The organism is Neomegalonema sp. (assembly GCF_028688855.1).
GTDB lineage: Bacteria > Pseudomonadota > Alphaproteobacteria > Rhodobacterales > Rhodobacteraceae > Neomegalonema.
Genome location: NZ_JAQTXI010000007.1, coordinates 1 through 20,327, shown reverse-complemented (window position 1 = coordinate 20,327; position 20,327 = coordinate 1). Strand labels below are relative to the sequence as shown.

General features: G+C 67.5%; 17 protein-coding genes. 10 read left to right on the top strand and 7 right to left on the bottom strand.

Annotated elements, in window-relative coordinates; translation table 11 throughout:
• Positions 1–2 precede the first annotated feature (2 nt).
• Genes PHN62_RS06970 through ccoS form a run of 3 tightly spaced genes read left to right on the top strand, consistent with a single transcriptional unit; the run spans position 3 to position 3,283 of the window.
• On the top strand, positions 3–833 hold the full coding sequence (locus PHN62_RS06970; RefSeq protein ID WP_300148224.1) for a DUF2189 domain-containing protein: 831 nt from the start codon (positions 3–5) through the stop codon (positions 831–833).
• Between the two features lies 1 nt (position 834).
• Positions 835–3,189 carry a heavy metal translocating P-type ATPase gene (locus PHN62_RS06965; protein ID WP_300148221.1) on the top strand — a complete coding sequence of 785 codons (2,355 nt, stop codon included), beginning with the start codon at positions 835–837 and terminating at the stop codon, positions 3,187–3,189.
• Positions 3,104–3,283, top strand: coding sequence for a cbb3-type cytochrome oxidase assembly protein CcoS (gene ccoS, locus PHN62_RS06960; RefSeq protein WP_300148218.1), 180 nt, complete (start codon positions 3,104–3,106; stop codon positions 3,281–3,283). The genes PHN62_RS06965 and ccoS overlap by 86 nt, the downstream gene beginning before the upstream one ends.
• A gap of 15 nt (positions 3,284–3,298) precedes the next feature.
• Here ccoS and PHN62_RS06955 read toward each other — a convergent pair whose 3' ends face one another.
• From PHN62_RS06955 to PHN62_RS06935, 5 genes are all read right to left on the bottom strand, one after another.
• Complete coding sequence (locus PHN62_RS06955; protein ID WP_300148215.1) at positions 3,299–4,543, bottom strand: ABC transporter substrate-binding protein; 1,245 nt, start codon at positions 4,541–4,543, stop codon at positions 3,299–3,301.
• A gap of 57 nt (positions 4,544–4,600) precedes the next feature.
• Entirely contained in the window at positions 4,601–5,992 is a 1,392-nt protein-coding gene (locus PHN62_RS06950) for an alpha-galactosidase (RefSeq protein WP_300148212.1), read from the bottom strand.
• A 53-nt stretch (positions 5,993–6,045) separates the two neighbouring features.
• Positions 6,046–7,164, bottom strand: coding sequence for a glycoside hydrolase family 88 protein (locus tag PHN62_RS06945; RefSeq protein WP_300148209.1), 1,119 nt, complete (start codon positions 7,162–7,164; stop codon positions 6,046–6,048).
• A 183-nt stretch (positions 7,165–7,347) separates the two neighbouring features.
• Positions 7,348–8,625 carry an L-rhamnose catabolism isomerase gene (gene rhaI / locus PHN62_RS06940; RefSeq protein WP_300148206.1) on the bottom strand — a complete coding sequence of 426 codons (1,278 nt, stop codon included), beginning with the start codon at positions 8,623–8,625 and terminating at the stop codon, positions 7,348–7,350.
• Positions 8,626–8,647: 22 nt separating this feature from the next.
• Positions 8,648–10,750 carry a bifunctional rhamnulose-1-phosphate aldolase/short-chain dehydrogenase gene (locus tag PHN62_RS06935; protein WP_300148203.1) on the bottom strand — a complete coding sequence of 701 codons (2,103 nt, stop codon included), beginning with the start codon at positions 10,748–10,750 and terminating at the stop codon, positions 8,648–8,650.
• 195 nt (positions 10,751–10,945) lie between these two features.
• Between PHN62_RS06935 and PHN62_RS06930 the strand changes: the two genes are divergently transcribed.
• From PHN62_RS06930 to PHN62_RS06900, 7 genes are all read left to right on the top strand, one after another.
• Positions 10,946–11,767: a DeoR/GlpR family DNA-binding transcription regulator gene (locus tag PHN62_RS06930; protein WP_300148200.1), complete on the top strand. Its 822-nt coding sequence runs from the start codon at positions 10,946–10,948 to the stop codon at positions 11,765–11,767.
• Between the two features lie 66 nt (positions 11,768–11,833).
• Positions 11,834–12,826, top strand: coding sequence for a rhamnose ABC transporter substrate-binding protein (rhaS, locus tag PHN62_RS06925; protein ID WP_300148197.1), 993 nt, complete (start codon positions 11,834–11,836; stop codon positions 12,824–12,826).
• A 79-nt stretch (positions 12,827–12,905) separates the two neighbouring features.
• A complete protein-coding gene (locus PHN62_RS06920) occupies positions 12,906–14,465 on the top strand; it encodes a sugar ABC transporter ATP-binding protein (RefSeq protein ID WP_300148194.1) in 1,560 nt (519 codons plus the stop codon).
• Positions 14,462–15,472, top strand: coding sequence for an ABC transporter permease (locus tag PHN62_RS06915; protein ID WP_300148191.1), 1,011 nt, complete (start codon positions 14,462–14,464; stop codon positions 15,470–15,472). Before PHN62_RS06920 ends, PHN62_RS06915 begins: the two co-directional genes overlap by 4 nt.
• Positions 15,469–16,458 carry an ABC transporter permease gene (locus PHN62_RS06910; protein ID WP_300148189.1) on the top strand — a complete coding sequence of 330 codons (990 nt, stop codon included), beginning with the start codon at positions 15,469–15,471 and terminating at the stop codon, positions 16,456–16,458. The genes PHN62_RS06915 and PHN62_RS06910 overlap by 4 nt, the downstream gene beginning before the upstream one ends.
• The gene (gene rhaM, locus PHN62_RS06905; RefSeq protein ID WP_300148593.1) at positions 16,458–16,772 is read left to right on the top strand and encodes an L-rhamnose mutarotase; all 315 of its coding nucleotides are present in this window, start codon (positions 16,458–16,460) and stop codon (positions 16,770–16,772) included. The genes PHN62_RS06910 and rhaM overlap by 1 nt, the downstream gene beginning before the upstream one ends.
• Positions 16,769–18,127 (top strand): FGGY-family carbohydrate kinase, encoded by a 1,359-nt coding sequence (locus tag PHN62_RS06900; RefSeq protein WP_300148186.1) that lies wholly within the window; start codon positions 16,769–16,771, stop codon positions 18,125–18,127. Before rhaM ends, PHN62_RS06900 begins: the two co-directional genes overlap by 4 nt.
• 1 nt (position 18,128) lies before the next feature.
• On the opposite strand, the gene PHN62_RS06895 is transcribed toward PHN62_RS06900, so the two are convergent.
• Both PHN62_RS06895 and PHN62_RS06890 read right to left on the bottom strand, forming a co-directional pair.
• Positions 18,129–19,226, bottom strand: a complete 1,098-nt coding sequence (locus tag PHN62_RS06895) for a glycoside hydrolase family 88 protein (RefSeq protein ID WP_300148183.1) — start codon at positions 19,224–19,226, stop codon at positions 18,129–18,131.
• The coding region (locus tag PHN62_RS06890; protein WP_300148180.1) for a glycoside hydrolase family 28 protein at positions 19,220–20,327 on the bottom strand (1,108 nt) is incomplete at its 5' end. The genes PHN62_RS06895 and PHN62_RS06890, both read right to left, overlap by 7 nt.

Below are 20,327 nucleotides of genomic sequence, written 5' to 3'. Positions count from 1 at the left end.
AGATGACCTCTTCTTCCGCAGCGGCCTCGCCGCCCGGAGCCGCGCGGCTCCCGACCGACGCGGCCTTCGCCTGGCTGCGCGCCGGATGGGCCGACGCGAAGATTCAGCCGGGCCTCAGCTTCGGCTATGGCGTGGCGGTCTTCCTGGCCTCCTGGGCGATGGTGGGCGCGATCTTCCTTGTCGGCTGGGGCAATGCGCTGTTTCCGGCTCTGGCGGGCTTCATGATCCTCGGACCGGTGGTGGCGGTGGGGCTCTACGAGAAGAGCCGCCGTCTGGAGCGCGGCGAATCCGTCACGCTCGGGGAGATGCTCGGAGCGGGCTTCCGCAATCGCGGACAGATCCTCTTCGTGGGGGCGCTGCTGGCGCTGCTCGTGATGATCTGGATGCGGGCCGCGACGATCATCGCGGCGCTCTTCCTCGGCTGGAAGCCCGTGCCCAACGAGTTTTCATCGGTGATGGAGCTGCTCTTCACGACGCCCGCCGGACTCGGGATGCTGGTGACGGGGAGCCTGGTGGGCGCGCTCTTCGCGGGCCTGTCCTTCGCCATCGGAGCCTTCGCGGCGCCCATGCTGCTCGACCGGGAGCGCGATCTCGACGCCTTCACCGCCATGGGCGTGAGCGCGACCCTGGTCTGGCGGCATCTGCCCGCGATGCTGGCGTGGGGCGCCTGCGTTCTGGCGGCCTTCGCGTTTTCTCTGGCGACGGGGCTGTTCGGGCTGATCATCGCCTTTCCGCTGATCGGCCACGCCACCTGGCGCGCCTATGAATCGCTGCGCGGAGAGGCCGCCGAACTCATCGGCGCCGAGGCTCCGGCTCAGGCGGAAGAGGCCTGACATGACCTGCTGCGCGCCGCCCGGAGAGGTTTTCCTCGGCGAGGAGGCCACGCCCGCCGCTCTGGCGGCGCGCGAACTGGCGTTGGTCAGCCGTCCCGTCGGCGAGGGGCTGACCCAGACGGATCTTTCGGTTCCGGGCATCCATTGCGCCGCCTGCATCTCGAAGATCGAGCGGAGCCTCGGCGCGCTCGAGGGCGTGGAGCGGGCGCGGGTGAACTTCTCGACGCGTCGGGTCTCGGTGCGCTGGCGCGGCGAGGCGCCGCCGCCGCTCCTCGCCCGGCTGGAGTCGCTCGGCTACGCCGCCACGCCCTTTTCCTTCGAGGCCGCCCGCGAGGACAAGACCCTCGCGCATCTGATCCGGGCCACCGCCGTGGCGGGCTTCGCCTCCAGCAACATCATGATCTTCTCGGTTTCGGTCTGGTCCGGCGCCGAGGCCGGAGCCCGCGACGCCTTTCATGCGATCTCGGCGCTGATCGCCCTGCCGACGCTGCTCTATTCGGGGCGGGTCTTCTACCAGTCGGCCTGGGCGGCGCTGCGGCGCGGACGCATGAACATGGATCTGCCCATCGCTCTGGGCGTGGCCCTCGCCTTCGCCCTGAGCCTCTACGAGACCGCCGTCGGGGGCCAGCACGCCTATTACGACGCCGCCGTCACGCTGATCTTCTTCCTGCTCGTGGGCCGGACGCTCGACCACATGATGCGCGAGCGGGCGCGCTCGGCGGTGCAGGGCCTGGCGAAGCTGATTCCGCAAGGCGCCCTCAGGCTGGACGCAGCGGGCGAGGCGGAGTTCGTCCCTCTGGCGGAGATCCGTCCCGGCGACCGCCTGCTGATCCCGGCGGGGGCGCGCGTTCCGGTGAACGTCGTCGTCGAGGCAGGCCGCTCGGAGGCGGATCTCTCGGTGGTCACCGGCGAGAGCCTGCCGCGTCCCGTGGCCGAAGGCGCGGAGCTGGAGGCGGGCGCCCTGAACCTCGCGGGGCCGCTGACGGCGCGCGCGCGCTCGGGCGCCGAAGACTCCTTCCTCGGCGAGATGCTGCGCATGATGGAGGCCGCCGAGACGGGCCGCGCGCGCTATCGGCGCCTCGCGGATCGGGTTTCGGCGCTTTACGCTCCGGTGGTGCATCTGGCGGCCTTCGGGAGCTTCCTCCTCTGGATGGTCCTCGACGGCGATCCCTATCGCGCGACGACCATCGCCATCGCGGTTCTGATCATCACCTGTCCCTGCGCTCTGGGGCTGGCGGTGCCCATGACTCAGGTGGTGGCGGCGCGACGGCTCTTTGAAGCCGGAATCATGATGCGCGACGGCTCGGCGCTGGAGCGGCTGGAGACCGCCGACGCCGTGGTCCTCGACAAGACCGGCACCCTCACCGACGGCGCGCCGCGGCTCTCCGGCTGGCGCGAGGCCGAGCCGGGCGCCCTGGTCGTCGCGGGGAGGCTCGCCGCGCGCTCGACCCATCCGCTCTCGCGAGCCCTGACGCGGGCCGCCCGGGAGCGCGAAGGCCAGGCTCCGGAGTTCACGGAGATCCGCGAGCTTCCGGGACTCGGCCTGACGGGCCTCGCGGAGGGTCGGGAATATCGGCTCGGGCGGCGCGACTGGGCGTTGAAGGATCCGGCGGAGGCTCCGGAGGCGCAGAGCGTCCTTTCCCGCGACGGCGAGCTTCTGGCGGCCTTCTCCTTCGCCGAAACCCTGCGCGAGGGCGCGGCGGAGGCCGTGGCGGCGCTGAAGGCGCAGGGCTTCTCCGTGGAGATCGTTTCAGGCGACGAGGCCCCCCGCGTCGAGGCGGTCGCCCAGGCGCTGGGGATCGAGACCTTCCGCGCCGGAGCCCGTCCCGGCGCAAAGATCGCCCGTCTGGAGGCTCTGCGCGCCGAGGGCCGCCGCCCGCTGATGATCGGCGACGGCCTGAACGACGCTCCGGCGCTTTCGGCCGCCGAAGTCTCCATGGCGCCCGCCGAAGCGGCGGACATCGGGCGCAACGCGGCGGATTTCGTCTTCCTGCGCCCGAGCCTGAACGCCGTCCCCCATGCGGCGGCGATCGCGCGGCGGGCGGGTTCTCTGGTGCGCCAGAACATCGCGATGGCGATCCTCTACAACGTCGTGGCGACTCCCATCGCCATGACGGGCCATGTGACGCCTCTGGTGGCGGCCGTGGCCATGTCCTCCTCCTCGGTGCTGGTGGCGCTCAACGCGCTGCGGCTCGGCGGAGGGTCGAAGCGGGCGTCTCGTCCGGAGGCGCCCGCCCCCCTGCCCTCCAGGGAGGCGGATCATGCTGAACATGGCGCTTTTGCTGCCCATCGCCCTGGCGATGGGAATCGTCGGCCTGGCGGCCTTCCTCTGGTCGATGCGCGACGGCCAGTATGACGACATGGACGGCGCCGCCGAACGCATCCTCCTCGACGACCGCCCGCCCGAACCTCAGGAGTCGGAAGCTCCGGAGTCCGGGCGTCCGGGCTGAAGCGGGCCCTCTCCCTCAGAGTCGGCGCAGGGCGCGGCGCAGATCGCTCAGGATCCGGTCGGCGGCCTCTTCGGCGGTCACGCGGCCATAGGCGAATTCCTCGATGTTGGTGAGGAAGACCTCCTGAACCGCCGGATGCTCGATCAGGGGCGACATGGCGGGTCCGGTGGCTTCGGCCACGATCCGCGCCGCCTCGACGTTGGCCGCGCCGAGCTGTCCGGCCTCCTCCAGCGTCCGGCGCGCCACGGCGGAGGCGGGCAGGCCCCGGCTGACGCCGAGGATCCGGATCGCCTCGGGATCGTTCAGCAGGCAGTCGATCACCTGGGCGGCGGCCTTCGGATCGCGGGAGTTGCGCGACACCGCGAAGACCATGGAAGGCTTCTTGTAGAGTCCGTCCGTCTTCGCGCCCTCGATGCGCATCGGCGGGACGGGCTCCAGATGTCCTTCGCGGATCGGGTCGTTGAATTTGGAGTAGGTCGAATCCCAGAAGAGCGTGCCCCCGACCCGGCCTTCGCCCCAGGCCGGATCGTCGAAGACCTCGACGTTGCCGACCGCCGCCGCCGTCCGCCAGGGCCGCAGGATCCCCTGATCCACCATCCATCGATAATGGTTCAGCGCCTTGACGAGATCCTCCTTCGTCCAGGCGATCTCGCCCGTCTCGGGATCGACGAACTCCAGGCCGGAGGCTTGCGCCGTCAGGGACTCGATGGTGAACATGAGGATCACCTTGGTGGCGTCATAGGGCCAGGCGCCCTCGGGATTCATCACCCTGGCCGCAGCGGCGAGATCCTCCCAGGTCTTCGGCAGGTCGAGGCCATGGCGCCTGAAGGCCTCGACGTTGAAGAAGGGAATGGCGCCGGTCACCGAGACGGGCGCGCCGTTCAGCTTGCCGTTCAGGGTGACGGGGGCGAGCTGGCCTTCGTTCCACTGGTCGAGGTCGATGGAGTCCGCGAGCTCCCGCAGATCGGCGAAGCCCGAGCCGTCGCGCGAGAACTGATGCAGCCAGGGCCAGTCCACCTGCAGGATGTCGGCTTCGGTGCGGCCCGCGAGCTGGGTGCTGAGGCGCTCCAGATAGCCTTCGAAGCCGGCGAACTCCGGCTTGACGCTGTGGCCGAGCTTGCCGCCGCAATATTTCAGGGCCTCCTGAGTGGCGACGTGGCGTCCGTCGCCGCCCCACCAGGACATGCGCAGCTCCGCCGACGAAGCCGCGCCGACGAAGCCGAGACTCAGCGCGAAGGCGCCGAAGATGGTCCTTGTCATTGGTTTCCTCCCGAAAAGGCGCCTCTGGCGGGCGCCCCGTGATGTGAACGAGACCCCTCAGCCGTATCTGCGCAGAGCGGGCGGCAGGCGTTCGGCGGTGGCGGCCGCCATGGCCCGGAAGAGCCCGGCGGCGCGATCGGGCCCCAGGGGCGCATTGAGCGGATCGGAGAGGAAAAGCCCCTCCAGCGTCGGGGCGTCCTCCGCGAGAACCGCCGCAAGCACGGCGTTCTGACGATCCGCATGGGGCTTGACGAGCGCCTCCACCGCCGGAGGCAGACGCCCCGCCGCGACCGCCTGCACGCCCAGACCCGAGAACAGGGCGTTGGTCTCGACGATGGTTCCCGGCGCGAAGCCCTCAAGCTGGCCGCGATTGGGGAGATTGGCGTTGACGACCAGGGTTTCGCCCCGCGTCAGAGCCCGGATCTGGGCGACGAGCGCCTCTTCCGAAGCCGCGCGCAGAGGCGGCGCCTCATTGGTCTGCTGCGCCTCCCGGGCGGCGGCGCGTCGGGCGTCGCGATCCTTGCGGCGCCAGGAGACGGGCGTCAGGCCGAAGCCCCAGCCCTCGTTGTCGCCGAGATACCAGCTCGCAGGCAGGAACTCGGCGAGGTGGCGGTCTCCCGCCGCCGCCGCGATCCCGAAACGCGCCGCGAGGTCGAACTTCACGCGGTTGACGTCCTCGAAATAGCGCTGGACCTCGTTCTCCGGATCCAGCGGCGCAGGCCGCCAGCCCTTCGCCCGATGCTCCGCCGCGAAGGCGAGATAAGCCGGGAGCATGTCCTCTCCGCCGACGAAGGCCCGATCCACGAAGGTGAAGTGATTCACGCCCAGCACGTTCGCCTGAACGTCGCGGAAGTCGTAGCGGATTTCTCCCGCCTTCCGGTTGGCCAGCCAGGCGAGGATATGCCGCAGCTTGGTCACTTCATGGCATTCGCCCCAGGCCCTGATTCCCGGATAGGCGGCGTGAAGCGCGCCGGTCAGAACCGACATGGGATTGGTCAGATTGCAGACGTAGGCCTGAGGCGCATGGGCGCGGATCGCTTCGCCGATGGCGGCCATCTGCGGAATGGCCCGCATGGCGCGGAGGAATCCGCCCGGCCCCACCGTGTCGCCCACCGATTGCCGGACGCCCTCGCCTTCCGGCAAGCCGAGATCCTGAGCCATGTCCTCGAAGGAGCCCGGCAGGATCGAGACCACCACGAAATCCGCGCCGGTCAGGGCTTCGGCGAGCTTCGGGACCGCCTTGTAGCGCAGATTCCGCCCATGAGCCCGAGACAGGCGCTCGCCGAGGGCGGCGTTGCGGCGGGCGGCCTCCTCGTCGAGGTCGTAGAGGCGGATCTCGCCGGAGACCGTTCCGTCATGGACGAGGTCGGCCATCAGCACCTGAGCCCAGTTCAGAGAGCCGCCGCCGATATAGGCCAGCGTGATTTCCGAAGTCGCGGAGCCGGACATTGAGGATTCTCCATTGCGCCGGAAGGCGCCAGATACAAGCGCGCCGGAAGGCGTCAGATATAGGAGCGCAGATGCTCGGAGAGGCAGAGCAGCGCCATGGCCTGTCCATAGGGCGTCGAGGTGAGGCGGATTCCCCGGTAATAATCGAGGTCGGCGCCCATGGCCGTCCCGAAGGAGACCTGACGCAATTCGCCGGAGGCGTCGATCTTGCCGATCACGCCCTTGACCGCCTTCTCCGCCACGGGGAGATATTCCCGCCCGAGATAGCCCTTGCGCACGGCCTTCATCAGGCCATAGCCGAAGCCCGCCGCCGCCGAGGATTCCAGATAGCTCTGCGGATCGTCGAGCAGGGTCGTCCAGAGGCCGGAGGCGTCCTGCGTCCGCGCCAGAGCCTCCGCCTGACGGCGCAGGATGGAGAGCAGATGTCGCCGCAGAGGGTCGTTCTCGGGCGGGTTCAGCAGATCGAGGAATTCGGGGATCGCGATGGTGATCCAGCTGTTGCCGCGCGCCCAGAGGGCCCTGGCGAAATTATGATCGCCGTCGAAGGTCCAGCCGTGGAACCAGAGTCCCGTCGCGCGGTCGGCGAGATGATGGGCGTGGATGAGGAACTGATATTTCGCCTCCTCCACATATTCGGGGCGGTTCAGGACCAGCCCGATCTTCGCCAGAGGCATCACGCTCATCATCAGCGTGTCGTCCCACATCTGCTGCGGGTTCACGCTGTTGTAGACGATGTGCTGGAAGCCGCCTTCCTTCGTCCTGGGCAGCTCATGCATGGCCCATTCGGCCCAGGTCTCCAGATAGGGGATCCAGGCGGGATTCGGCCGCATCTCGTGCAGGGAGGCGAGAGTCAGGAAAGGCGCGAAGGTGTTGATGTTCTTGGTGGCTTGTTCTTCAGCGAAACGCGCCTCGAACCAGTCGAGGATGATCCGCAGAAGCGCCGGATCCTGCGAGAGCCTCCAGGCGTTGAAGAGCCCGTAGAGCCCGACGCCATGAGTCCATTCCCATCCGCTCCAGCCGCGGGTGTCGATGACGCGGCCGTCCTCCAGATGGAGCAGGAATTCGCCGGTCTCGTCTTTGATCGCGGTGAGGTTCGCGGCCAGACGCCGGATCAACTCCTCGACTTCGCCGCGCGAGACGAAGCGCTCCTTGCGCCGGAGCAAAGGATCCATCGTCGTTTCTCCCTGAAGATGTCCGGTCGATGTGGAATCCGGCCTTGCGGATTCGAAACGCCGTTTCTGAAGATCAGCAGAGCATGGGAGGCCAGGAAAAGCAATATTGATATGATGATTTTGCGGATATTTTCTCCACTTATCATATATTTTCAGGGCGACCTCGCAAGATCGCCCCGATGTTCAGACGATGCCGCCGCCCGCGCCCGAAACCTTCGGACGCTGCGCCGCCGCCTGAGCCCGATAGCCCAAAGCGCGGAAGGCGGCCACGGGATCTATGGCGGCGCCCTTCTCCAGACGCGCCATGGCGAGGATCGGCTCGACGTCGGTGCGGAAGGCGGTCTTCAGAGTCTCGGAGGCCATGAGGGCGTCGTTGCTCTCCTGATGGGCGCGCAGGGCCGCGCGATCCACCAGCAGCGCCTGAGCATGGGCGCGCGCCACCTCCATGGCCGAAGCCATCATGCTCTCCAGCGGATCGGTGACGTTATGGCTTTCGTCCAGCATATAGGCGGGAGAAAAGCCGGGCGTCCCCTCGGCGTTGACCAATTCGTTGAAGACGAGGAAGAGCCGGTAAGGGTCGATCACGCCCGCGTCGAGATCGTCGTCGCCGTATTTGCTGTCGTTGAAGTGAAAGCCCGCCAGCTTGCCGAAGCGGATCAGCCGCGCCACGATCATCTCGATGTTCACGTTCGGCGCATGATGCCCGAGATCCACGAGGCAAGCGGCTTTTGCGCCCAACTCCTGCGCGATGAGATAGCTCGTGCCCCAATCCTGAACCACGGTGGAGTAAAAGGCGGGCTCATACATCTTATGCTCGACGAAGAGCCGCCAATCCTCCGGGAGGCCCGCGTAAATGCGGTGGGCGCTTTCCAGATAGCGGTCGAGCTGACGAGTGAAGTCGGCTTGTCCGGGGAAGTTCGAGCCGTCGCCGATCCAGATGGACAGCGCCTTCGAGCCGATCTTCCGCCCCAGCTCGACGCAATCCAGATTATGCGCCACGGCCTGATCCCGCACGGCCTTGTCCACATGCGAAAGCGAGCCGTATTTGAAGCTCAGAGGGAGATCCGGGTGATCCTGAAAGGTGTTGGAGTTCACCGCGTCGAAGATCAGCCCATGCTCGCCCGCCCGCGCCAGAAGCGCCGCCGGATCCGCCTTGTCCCAGGGGATATGCAGCGAAATCGCCGGAGCCAGCCCCGTCAGGCGATGGACTGCGCCGCAATCGTCGATCTTGTCGAAGACGTCGCGCGGCTCGCCCGCGCCGGGGAAACGGGCGAAGCGCGTGCCGCCCGTGCCCGCCGCCCAGCTCGGGAGCGCGATTCCAAAGGCCGCGATCTTCGCCTTGATCGCGTCGATTGCAATTCCGCGCCGCGCCAGACGCTCGCCGAGGCTTTCGTAATCGCGGCGCAGATCGGCTTCGCGGCGGGCGTTCGCCTCGCCGAGGACGGAGTCCTGAATCTTCATGGTTTCCTCCCTTTCCGGCGGTTCAGCGCGTGAAGGCCTGGACGTTGCCCGCGTCCACATTGACGATGTTGCCCGTGGATTTGGCGCTGAGATCGGAGGCGAAGAAGTAATTGGCCTCGGCGATGTCCTCGGGCAGCACCGAGCGCTTCAGCAGGCTGCGCTGACGATACATCTCCTCGAGGCCTTCCTTGTCGGTCTTGTAGGTGGAGGCGCGCTGATCCAGCCATTCGCCGGACCAGATCTTCGAGCCGCGCAGCACCGCGTCGGGGTTCACCACATTGACGCGGATTCCGGCGGGCGCGCCTTCCAGCGCGAGGCAGCGGGCGAGGTGGATCTCCGAGGCCTTGGCCGTGCAATAGGCCGAGGCCCCCGGCGAGGCCGCAAGTCCGTTCTTGGAGGCCACGAAGACGACGGCGCCCCCGATCCCCTGAGCCTTCAGCAGCTTGAAGGCCTCGCGGCTGACGAGGAAATAGCCCGTCGAGAGGATGGACATGTTCCTGTTCCAGAGCTCAAGCGTGGTCTCCTCGACCGGCGCCGAAGAGGCGATGCCCGCATTGGAGACGAGGATGTCCACGCCGCCGAACTCCCGCGCGACCTCCGCATAGGCCCCGATCACGCCCGCCTCGTCGGTGACGTTGAGCGCGACGCTCCGCACCACGTCGGCGCCGAAGCCTCCGGCGAAACCCTGGCGCACCTCCTCCAGAGCGGCGGCGTCGATGTCGGCCAGCATGACGCAGGCGCCTTCCGCCAGATATTTGCGCGCCGTGGCCGCCCCGATGCCGCCCGCCGCGCCGGTGATCAGCGCCACGCGCCCCGCGAGGCTTTTCGGCCTGGGCATGCGCTGGAGCTTGGCCTCCTCCAGAAGCCAGTATTCGATGTCGAAGGCCTCCTGCTCGGGCAGGCCGCGATATTCGCTGATCGCCGAGCTTCCGCGCATGACGTTGATCGCGTTGACGTAGAATTCGCCCGAGATCCGCGCCGTGGCCTTGTCCAGCGCGAAGGAGATCATCCCCACCCCCGGAACCAGATAGATCACCGCATTGGGGTCGCGGATGGCCGGAGAATCGGGACGTTTGCAGCGCTCGTAATAGGCGGCGTAATCCTGACGATAGGACTCGACGGCGGCGGGGAGTCCGGCGAGGGTCTTCTCCAGATCCGGCGCGGCGGGATCGAAATCCACCACCAGAGGCCGGATCTTGGTGCGCAGGAAATGGTCCGGGCAGGAGGTGCCGAGCGCCGCCAGCTCCTCCAGCCGCCTTGAGCCGACGAACTCGAGCACCGCCTGCTGGTCGTCGAAATGCCCGACCTTGTGGCGCTCCTTCGAGATCAGCCCGCGAATGACCGGCATCAGCCGCGCGGCGATGCGGCGACGCTCTTCGGGCGGCAGGGTCGGCTTTGCTGCGCCGCCGAAGACAGGGACGCCCGCCGTCCTCTGTTCGAGCCAGGCGTAAGCCTTGTTGATGATCTCCAGCGTGGTCAGATAGCAGTCCCTGGCGTCGTCGGCCCAGGTGAAGAGCCCATGCGATTCGAGCACGCAGCCCCGCGCCTGCGGATTCTCGGTCGCGAATTTCTCCAGCCAGAGCCCCAGCTCATAGCCCGGCTTCTTCCAGGGCAGCCAGCCGATGTCCTCGCCGAAGATCTCCTGCGTCAGGGCTCTGGAGTCGGCGGAGGCGGCGATGGCGATGATGGCGTCCGAATGCACGTGGTCCACATGTTTGCGCGGGACATAGGCGTGCAGGGGCGTGTCGATGGAGGCGGCGCGGGCGTTGAGGTTGAAGGTGCAATGGGGCAGATAGCCCACCATCTCGTCCTCATGGGCGAGGCCGCGGTATTTCCCCTTCAGGGCCCGCAGCTTGTCCATGTAGAGCGTGGAGAAGCCGTCCATCTTCATCGAGCCGATGTCGCCGCCCGAGCCCTTGACCCACAGCACTTCGACCGGCTCGCCCGAGAGCGGATCGGCCTCCATGACCTTGGCCGAGGTGTTGCCCCCGCCGTAATTGGTCACGCGCTTGTCGGAGCCGAGCAGATTCGAGCGATAGAGCAGCTTTCCGGATTCGCTCATGCCCGCCGCCTTGGCGTCGTCCCACAGAATCTCCAGACGATTGGAGGGCGCAAGATCGGACATTGGGATATGCTCCTGAGGGAATTGGTTCTGAGGACAGGGAAGGGCCTTCCGCCGAGGCTTTCCTCAGAGCCGCGCATAAGTCAATCGAAAACGATCATAATCAATCATATTGCACCTGCGAAAAGACATTAAATGATCGAAATTGATTGACAACGCCAGAAACTCGCCCGATCCTGATCCTCAAGGAGTCGCCCCATGCACGAAACCGAGCGCCATCGAGTCATTCTCTCCGCCGTCCAGTCGAAGCCCTTCGCTTCGGTGGCCGAGCTCGTGGAGTTGACCGAAAGCTCCGAGGCCACCATTCGCCGCGACATCGCCCAGCTTCACCTGAAGAAGAAGCTCCGTCGGGTGCGCGGCGGGGCCGAGGCTCTGACTCCGGCCCATGTGACCGCCCTGAACGGACGGCCCTTCTCGGTGAATATTTCGATCAACATCGCTCAGAAACGCGCAATCGCCAAGGCGGCGGCGGATCTCTGCGAGGATGGCGACACGATCATCATCAACGGGGGCACCACCACCTTCCAGATGGTCCATCCGCTCGCGACGCGGCGGCTCCAGATCCTGACCAACTCCTTCCCCATCGCCGAGCATCTGCTGAACCACACGAAGAACACCGTGATGCTCCCCGGCGGGACGATCTACCGCGAACAGAACATCGTGCTTTCGCCCTTCGAGAACGACGTGATCCGCAATTTCTACGCTCGCCGCATGTTCATGGGCGCGCAGGGAATCGGGCCGCTCGGGGTGATGGAGCAAGATCCGCTGATCATCCACGCCGAGGAGAAGCTCCTCGGCCAGGCCGACGAACTGGTCCTGCTGGTGGACAGCGCGAAATTCTCCCGGCGCTCGGCGCTGATCCTCTGTCCGCTGACGCGGATCCACAGCGTCGTCACGGATGACGGGATCGAGGATCGTCATGCGCAGATGCTCGCCGACGCCGGAGTCCGGCTGATCGTCGCGCCGGTCGCGCGCTCGGCCAGGGGAGAGGAACCGGAGGCCGAAGCCGCCGAAGGATGACGAGACGCGCGCCGGAAAAATCAGGCGGGCGGAGAAGCAGAATCATGTTTCTGGGAGGAAACAGGCATGTTCGCCAAAAAACTCATGATCGGCGCGGCCCTCGCCGCGAGCCTGACGAGCTCAGCCGCCTGGGCGCAGGATCCGGTGCGGATCGCTCTGGTCGCCAAATCGCTCGGCAACGGCTTCTTCGAGGCCGCCAACCGCGGCGCCGAAGAGGCCGCCAAAGAGCTGGGGAACGTCCAGATCATCTACACCGGCCCGACCTCCACCACGGCTGAGGGTCAGATCGAGGTGATCAACGCGCTCATCGCCCAGCGCGTGAACGCCATCGCCATCTCGGCCAACGACCCCGACGCCGTGGCTCCGGCGCTCAAGCGCGCCATGCAGCGCGGAATCACGGTGATCTCCTGGGATTCCGGCGTCGCCAGGGACGGCCGCGAGTTGCATCTCGCGCCCTCCTCCAACGAGCTGATCGGCCAGACCATCATCAAGCTCGCCGCCGACGAATTGCCCGAAGGCGGCGAAGTCGCGGTGCTGTCGGCCACCTCCACCTCGACGAACCAGAACATCTGGATCTCCGAGATGAACAAGGTCATGGACCAATATCCCGACATCAAGCTCGTCGCGACGGTCTACGGCGACGATCTCGCGGACAAGTCCTATCGCGAGACCCAGGGCCTGCTCCAGACTTACCCGGACCTCGACGCGATCATCGCGCCGACCTCGGTCGGGATCGTGGCGGCGGCTCAGGCCGTGGCCGACGCGGGCAAGATCGGCAAGGTGAACGTCACCGGGCTGGGGCTGCCCTCCGAGATGGCGGGCGCCGTCGAGAGCGGGGCCTCGAAATCCTTCGCGATCTGGAATCCGGTGGATCTCGGCTATTCGGCGGCCTATCTGGCCTATGAGCTGGCCACCGACAAGGCCGAGGCCAAGCCCGGCGCGGTGATCTCCATCGGGCGCATGGGAAGCGTCACGCTGGACGACGCCAATGAAGCGGCCATGTCCACGCCCTTCAAATACGACGCCTCGAACATCGAAGAGTTCAAGACCGTCTTCTGACCCCTTCCTGACGACGACTCCCGCCCGCCGGAGCCCTCCGGCGGGCCTTTTCCCCGCATCCTTCGTTCAGGAGGACTCCATGGCCGCCGAGCCTCTCGTCGCCGCTTCTGCGGCCGACGCGCCTTTCTCCGTCTCCGCCGGGCCCGTGCTGAGCCTGCGCGGAATCGTGAAGAGCTTCCCCGGCGTGAAGGCGCTTCAGGGCGTCGAGCTTGATCTCTATCCCGGCCAGGTCACGGCGTTGATCGGCGAGAACGGCGCCGGAAAATCCACTCTGGTGAAGCTGCTGACCGGCGTACATCAGCCCGATGAAGGCGAAATCCGCGTCGGGGGCCGCGTGGCGCGTTTTCCCACAGCGGCGGCGGCGGCGGCCGAAGGCGTCACGGCGATCCATCAGGAGACCGTGCTCTTCGACGAATTGAGCGTGGCGGAGAACATCTTCCTCGGCCATGCGCCGCTCAACCGCTTCGGCCTCATCGACTGGCCGCGCATGCGCCGCGAGGCGCGGGAGATCCTCGCGCGGATCGGCGCCGATCTCGATCCCGACGCTCCGCTGAAGGATCTCGGCATCGCCAGCAAGCATCTGGTCGCCATCGCCCGGGCGCTCTCGGTGGAGGCCCGCGTGGTCATCATGGACGAGCCCACCGCCGCCCTCTCGCACAAGGAGATCGGCGAGCTTTACGAGCTGGTCGAGCGGCTGAAGGCTCAGGGCAAGGCCATCCTCTTCATCAGCCACAAGTTCGACGAGATCTTCCGCATCGCCGACCGCTACGCCGTCTTCCGCGACGGCGGCATGGTCGGGGCGGGGCTGATGTCCGAGATCGACGAGCGCCGCCTCGTGGAGATGATGGTGGGCCGCGCCATGGACAGCATCTTTCCCGTCCGGACTCCGCAGATCGGCGAGGAGATCCTCAGCGTCTCCGGCTATTCCCATCCGACGGAGTTCGCGGATGTGAGCTTCACTCTGCGGCGCGGCGAGATCCTCGGATTTTACGGGCTGGTCGGGGCGGGGCGCTCCGAGCTGATGCAGGCGCTGTTCGGAATCTCGCGGCCTTCGGCGGGGATCTGCCGCATCGCGGGCGAGGAGCGCAGTCCGCGTTCGCCCGCCGAAGCCGTCGAAGCCGGGCTGGTCTACGCCCCCGAGGATCGCGGCCTGCAAGGCGCCGTGCGGGCTCTGCCCATCTTCCAGAACCTCACCCTGCCCTCGCTTGGGCGGATCTCGCGGGCGGGCCTCCTGCGCAAGGCCGAGGAATTCGCCCTCACGCGCCATTACGCCGAAAGGCTGGATCTGCGCGCCGCCAGCCTCGATCAGCCGCTCGGACTGCTGTCGGGCGGCAATCAGCAGAAGGTGGTGATCGGGAAATGGCTCGCCACGCAACCGAAGATCATCATCCTCGACGAGCCCACCAAAGGCGTGGACGTCGGGTCCAAGGCGGCGGTGCATGAATTCATGGCCGAACTCGCCGCCGAGGGGCTGGCGGTGATCATGGTCTCTTCGGAGATCCCGGAGATCCTCGGGATGTCGGATCGGGTGATCGTCATGCGCGAGGGAAGGATGGTCGGGGAATATCCCCGCGCGGGCCTGACGCCGGAGATCCTCGTGCGCGCCGCAGCCGGAATCGGCGCAGGAGGGGCCTCATGAGCGCCCTTCTCAAACGCCGGGAGTTCCTGCTGTTTCTGGCGATCCTGCTGCTGATCCTGCTGGTCCGCGCGCGCTTCCCGAGCTTCGGGAGCCCCGCCAATCTCGCGGCGATCTTCCACGACAGCGCCATTCTGATCATTCTGGCGCTCGGACAGATGGCGGTGATCCTGACGCGCTGCGTGGATCTCTCCGTGGCGGCCAACCTCGCCCTGACGGGCATGGCGACCGCCATGCTCAACGCCGCCCTGCCGGGGATTCCGGTGGGCCTCCTGCTGCTCTTCGCGGCGGGGATGGGCATGGCGCTCGGGGCCTTCAACGGGATTCTCGTCTGGAAGCTGGCCTTGCCCTCCATCGTCGTCACTCTGGGGACGATGACCATCTATCGCGGCTCGATCTTCCTGTTGTCGGGCGGGGCCTGGGTCAACGCCCATCAGATGAGCCCCGCCTTCAAGGCCTTTCCGCGCGAGGTGGTCCTGGGCCTGCCGGTCCTCTCATGGATCGCGATCGCGGCGATCGCGGTCTTCGTCCTGCTCATCGGGCGGACGGCGCTCGGACGGGCCTTCCACGCCGTGGGCGGAGACGAACACGCCGCCGTCTATACGGGGATTTCGGTCGGACGCACGCGCTTCTGGGCCTTCACGATCAACGGCGGCCTGGCGGGACTCTGCGGCTATCTCTGGGTGAGCCGCTACGCCGTGGCCTACACCGAGGTCGCGCAGGGCTTCGAGCTCGACGTGATCGCCGCCTGCGTGATCGGCGGAATCTCCATCGCCGGAGGCATGGGGACCGTGGCCGGGGCGCTGCTCGGCGCCTTCTTCCTCGGCGCGATCAAGAACGCTCTTCCAGTCGCCGGGATCTCGCCTTTCTGGCAAATGGCCATCTCCGGCGCGGCGATCCTGCTGGCCGTCGCTTTCAACGCCCGCGCCGAACGCCGCAAGGGCCGGATCATCCTGAAATCGGCGCAATCCGCCGCCCCCGTCATCCAGTCTTCGGGAGCCGCGTCATGACCATGGCTCCGACCCCTCGCCATATCCCTGATCGCCTCAACGGCTCTTTCCTGCGCCGCCTGAAAAGCTGGGAGACGCTGCTCCTCGCGGTGGCCGCGGCGATCTTCACCTTCAACGCTCTGGCCTCGCCTTATTTCCTCGATCCGTGGAATCTCTCGGACGCCACCTTCAACTTCACCGAAAAGGCGATGATCGCTCTGGCCATGGCCCTGCTCATCATCGCGGGCGAAATCGACCTCTCCGTGGGCGCGATCATCGCTCTGGCCTCGGTGGCCATGGGCGCCGCCCGCCAGATGGGCGTCGAGACCACGGGGCTCGTGCTGATCGGCGCGGGCGTGGGGCTGGCCTGCGGCGCCTTCAACGGCTTCCTCGTGGCGGGCCTGGGGCTGCCCTCCATCGTGGCGACCATCGGCACGATGAGCCTCTTTCGCGGAATCGCCTACATCATCCTCGGAGATGGGGCCTATGGCGGCTATCCGGCCTCCTTCGCCTGGTTCGGCCAGGGCTACGTCTGGGGCGCGATCACCTTCGAGCTGGCGCTTCTGGCGGTTCTGGCCGTGGTCTACGGCGTCTTGCTTCATGGGACGAACTTCGGCCGCCGCATTTACGCCATCGGCAACAACGCGACCGCCGCCGCCTTCTCCGGCGTGAGGGTGCGCCGCATCCGCATGACGCTGTTCATGCTGACCGGACTCATGGCCGGGATCGCCTCGGTCTGCCTGACTTCGCGGCTCGGCTCCACGCGGCCCTCCATCGGCATGGGCATGGAGCTTGAGGTGATCACCATGGTGGTTCTGGGCGGGGTGGCGATCACCGGCGGCTCCGGCACGATCCTCGGGGTGATGCTGGCGGCGCTGATCATGGGTCTGATCACCTTCGGACTCGGATTGCTGAACGTGCCCGGCGTGGTGATGTCGATTTTCGTGGGAATCCTGCTGATCTCGGTGATCGCGCTTCCCAGGCTTCTGGAGAGGATGCGGCGATGATGGAGAAACACGCCTTCAGGATGCGCCTCAAGCCCGGCTTCGAGGCCGAATATCGCCGCCGCCATGACGAGATCTGGCCGGAGCTGGCGGATCTCCTCCATGAGGCGGGAGTTCAGGATTACTCCATCCACCTCGACCGCGAGACGGGGACGCTCTTCGGCGTCCTCTGGCGGCGGGCGGATCACGCCATGGAGGCTTTGCCGGGACATCCGGTCATGAAGCGCTGGTGGGCCTTCATGGCCGATCTCATGGAGACCAACCCCGATCAATCCCCGGTCTCCGTTCCGCTCGAGACGGTGTTCCATCTGCCATGAGGCCCCTCCGCAAGATCGCCGTGCTGGATTTCGGCAAGACCAACGTGAAGCTCGCGCTGGTCGATCTGGAGCGCCGCGCCGAAATCGACCTGCGGCGACGGCCCAATCTCGTCGCGCGCTCGGGGCCCTATCCGCATCACCCCACGGCGGAGCATTGGGCCTTCATCCTCGATTCGCTGAAGGATCTGGCGGCGGCGCATGAGATCGACGCGCTCTCCATCGCGGCCCATGGCGCGACGGGCGCCCTCGTCGATGCGGCGGGAGATCTGGTCCTTCCCATCCTCGATTACGAACATGAGTTCGATCCGGGCGATTACGACGCCCTCCGCCCCGATTTCGCCGAAACAGGCTCTCCGAGGCTGGCCATGGGCCTGAATCTCGGGGCGCAGCTTGACTGGCAAGCCCGCGCCTTCCCCGAGGATTTCGCCCGCGCCGTCCATCTCCTCACCTATCCGCAATACTGGATGATGCGCCTGAGCGGCGTTCCCTCGGTGGAGGCCACCTCGCTCGGCTGCCATACGGATCTCTGGAATCCGCATGCGGGGGATTTCTCCTCCCTCGTGGCGCGCATGGGCTGGCGGAAGCTCATGCCGCCCCTGCGGCGCGCGACGGAGATCCTCGGGCCGATCCTGCCGGAGGTCGCGGCGCGGACGGGCCTGCGCCCTGAGACTCCCGTCTTCTGCGGGCTGCATGACAGCAACGCCTCGCTCTATCCGCATCTCGCCGCGCGGGAGGGGCCTTTCTCGGTGGTCTCGACGGGAACATGGATCGTCTGCATGGCCGTCGGCGCGGAGCCGAAAGCCCTCGATCCCCGACGCGACGCCCTGATCAACGTCGACGCCCATGGCGCCCCCACGCCCTCGGCGCGCTTCATGGGCGGACGGGAACATGAGCTGATCCGCAAGGGCCGCGACCTCGCCGCGACGCCCGAAGCCGCGGCGGCGGTGCTCGCGCGAGGAGTCATGCTGCTTCCGGCGGTGGAGCCCTCTTCCGGCCCTTTCCGGGGGCGCAAGGCCCGCTGGAGCTTTACGCCCGCCGACGAAGCTCAGGAGGCGGCGGGGCTCGCCTATTATCTGGCGCTCATGACCGCCGAATGCCTCGCGATGATCGGCGCGCGCGGCCCCATCCTCGTGGAGGGGCCTTTCGCCCGCAACGCCGAATATCGCGCGATGCTGGCCGCCGCCTCCGGACGCCCCGTCGAAGCCTCGGAAGGCGCGACGGGCACCGCCCTCGGCGCGGCTCTGCTGGCGGAGTCCGGCGCGCGCCCCGCTCCGCCGCCGAGAGAAACCGCGCCGCCCGCTCCGGCTCTCGCCGCCTACGCCGCCCTCTGGCGCGAGGCGCTGCGCGACGCCTGACTCACTCCGCCGCCGCGCGCTTCGCCCGTCTGAGCCCTTCGGCGGCGGCCATCATCAGCGGCCCGACGCCTTTGGCGTCGTCGGCCACCACCTGCTCGGTGAGGTAATAGCCGGGAGTTCCGTTGCGCCAGGCGCCGCCGAAGCCGCCGAGGCCCGCCACATGGCAGACGCCCGCGAACTCCAGCCCGCCGCCCGGTTTGGGCCGCAGGGCGCCGCGCTCCAGAGCCGCCATGGCCTTTTGCGCCGCCGCGACGGCCTCCGGCCCCGCGAGGCCCAGATCCGCCGCGCGATACAACGCATAGGCCAGCATGGCCGAAGCCGAACTCTCCTCGTAATTCCCCGGCAGCTCGGGGAGGTCGATCACCTGCAGCCAGAGCCCCGAAGGCCGCGCCAGTTCGAGCAGCCGCGCCATGAGGCGCCGCGTGGGCTCCGCGATCTGCGGCGCGGCTTCGGGCCCGACCAGCGCCAGCACGTCGACGAGCGCCATGGCCAGCCAGCCGAGCGCCCGCGCCCAATGCGCCGGAGACTGCCCCGTGACCGGATCGGCCCAGGCTTGCAGACGCCCTTCGTCCACGCCATGGACGTAAAGACGGGTCTCGGCGCGCCAGGTCAGACGAAGGGCGGTCTCCATCTGGCGCAGAGCGTCCGCGACCGCGGCCTCGTCGCCCGTCGCCTGAGCCCATTCGATCTGGAAAGGCAGACCCATGTAGAGCCCGTCCAGCCAGACTTGCGCCGGATAGCGCAGCTTGTGCCAGTAGACTCCCGAGCGCGTGCGCGGATGGGCGCGCAACTGGCTCCCGAGCAGATGCGTCGGCCTGAGCCAGGCCTCATCGCCCGTCGCGCGCCGCAGATGAAACAGAGCCCGGCCCGACAGGATGTTGTCGATGTTGAACTCCAGGATCTCGTAGCCCTTCAGTCCGCCCTCCGGCGTGATCTGGGGCGCGATCAGACGGCGCAGATGCTCCAGCCAGCGGGGATCTCCGGTCGCCTCGTGCAGCAGCCCGAGGCCGCGATAGACGCAGCCGTCCTCATAGCACCAGGGACCGCCCTTGTAGGGCTGGTAGTCACGGGCGTAGGCGTCGAACCAGGCGGTCAGCATGAGGATTCTCCGAGGATGGATAGGGGGACTTCCGTCTCTTCCAGCGTGAGGTCGGCGAACTGGGCCACGAGGCCCGCGTGATGCAGCTTCGGCAGATGCAGCGCCATGTCGGGCACGTCGCCCGTCAGGCTGGCGTCATGGCTCAGACTCAGGCGGCGGATCTCCACGCCGCGCAGAGGCGATTCCGGCAGGCCGAAGAAGGCGCCCGCCGCAATGCGCGCCTCCTCGACGCGCAGATCCTCGATGCGGAGGCCGGAGATGGCGGGGGTCAGGTCGTCCACGGGACGGGGCTCGCGGGACTGCACGAGATCCGAAGTCCCGTCCGGGTCGCAGAAATAGAAGCTGTTGACCGAAATTCCGGTCTCCACCCGGCGCATGACCGAGCGGCTCAGGCGCAAATCCGAGACCGATCCGCCCCGGCCCCGGCGCGTCTTGATCCTCAGGCCGCGATCCGTGCCGAGGAAGTCGCAATCCTCGATCCCGACGTCCCGCACCCCGCCCGACATCTCCGAGCCCATGACCACGCCGCCATGTCCGCGCTCCAGCAGGCAATGACGAATCCGCAAGCCCGAACAGGGCGCCAGATGATCCGACTCGCCCTGAGGCCCGCGCTTGCCCGCCTTCACCGCCACGCAATCGTCGCCCACCGAAACATGCAGCCCTTCGAGCAGAACCTCTGCGCACATCTCGGGATCGAAGCCGTCGGTGTTGGGGCTGTCGGGCGGATTCTCAATGCGCAGGCCGAAGGCCGAAACCCGGCGACAGAGCAAGGGATGCACCGTCCAGGAGGGCGAATCCCGCACTGTGACGCCCGAGAACGTCACGTCTTCGCAGCGGCTGAGGAAGATCGTGCGGGCGCGGCGGGCGCCTTCGCGGGTCTCCTTGGGCCAGGTCCACCAATCCCCCGCCGAGCCGCCGCCCTCCAGCGCGCCGAGCCCCGTCACGGCGATCTTCTTCAAGCCGATCCCGGTGATCAGAGAGGCGTATGAGGCTTCCGGCAGGCCCTCCCAGGAGGCGAGCATGCGGCCTGCGCCGTCGCGGGCGGGCAGGATCGGAATGCGGCTGCGGTCGGGCGTCAGGGCGGGGGTCGCGCCCTCCTCC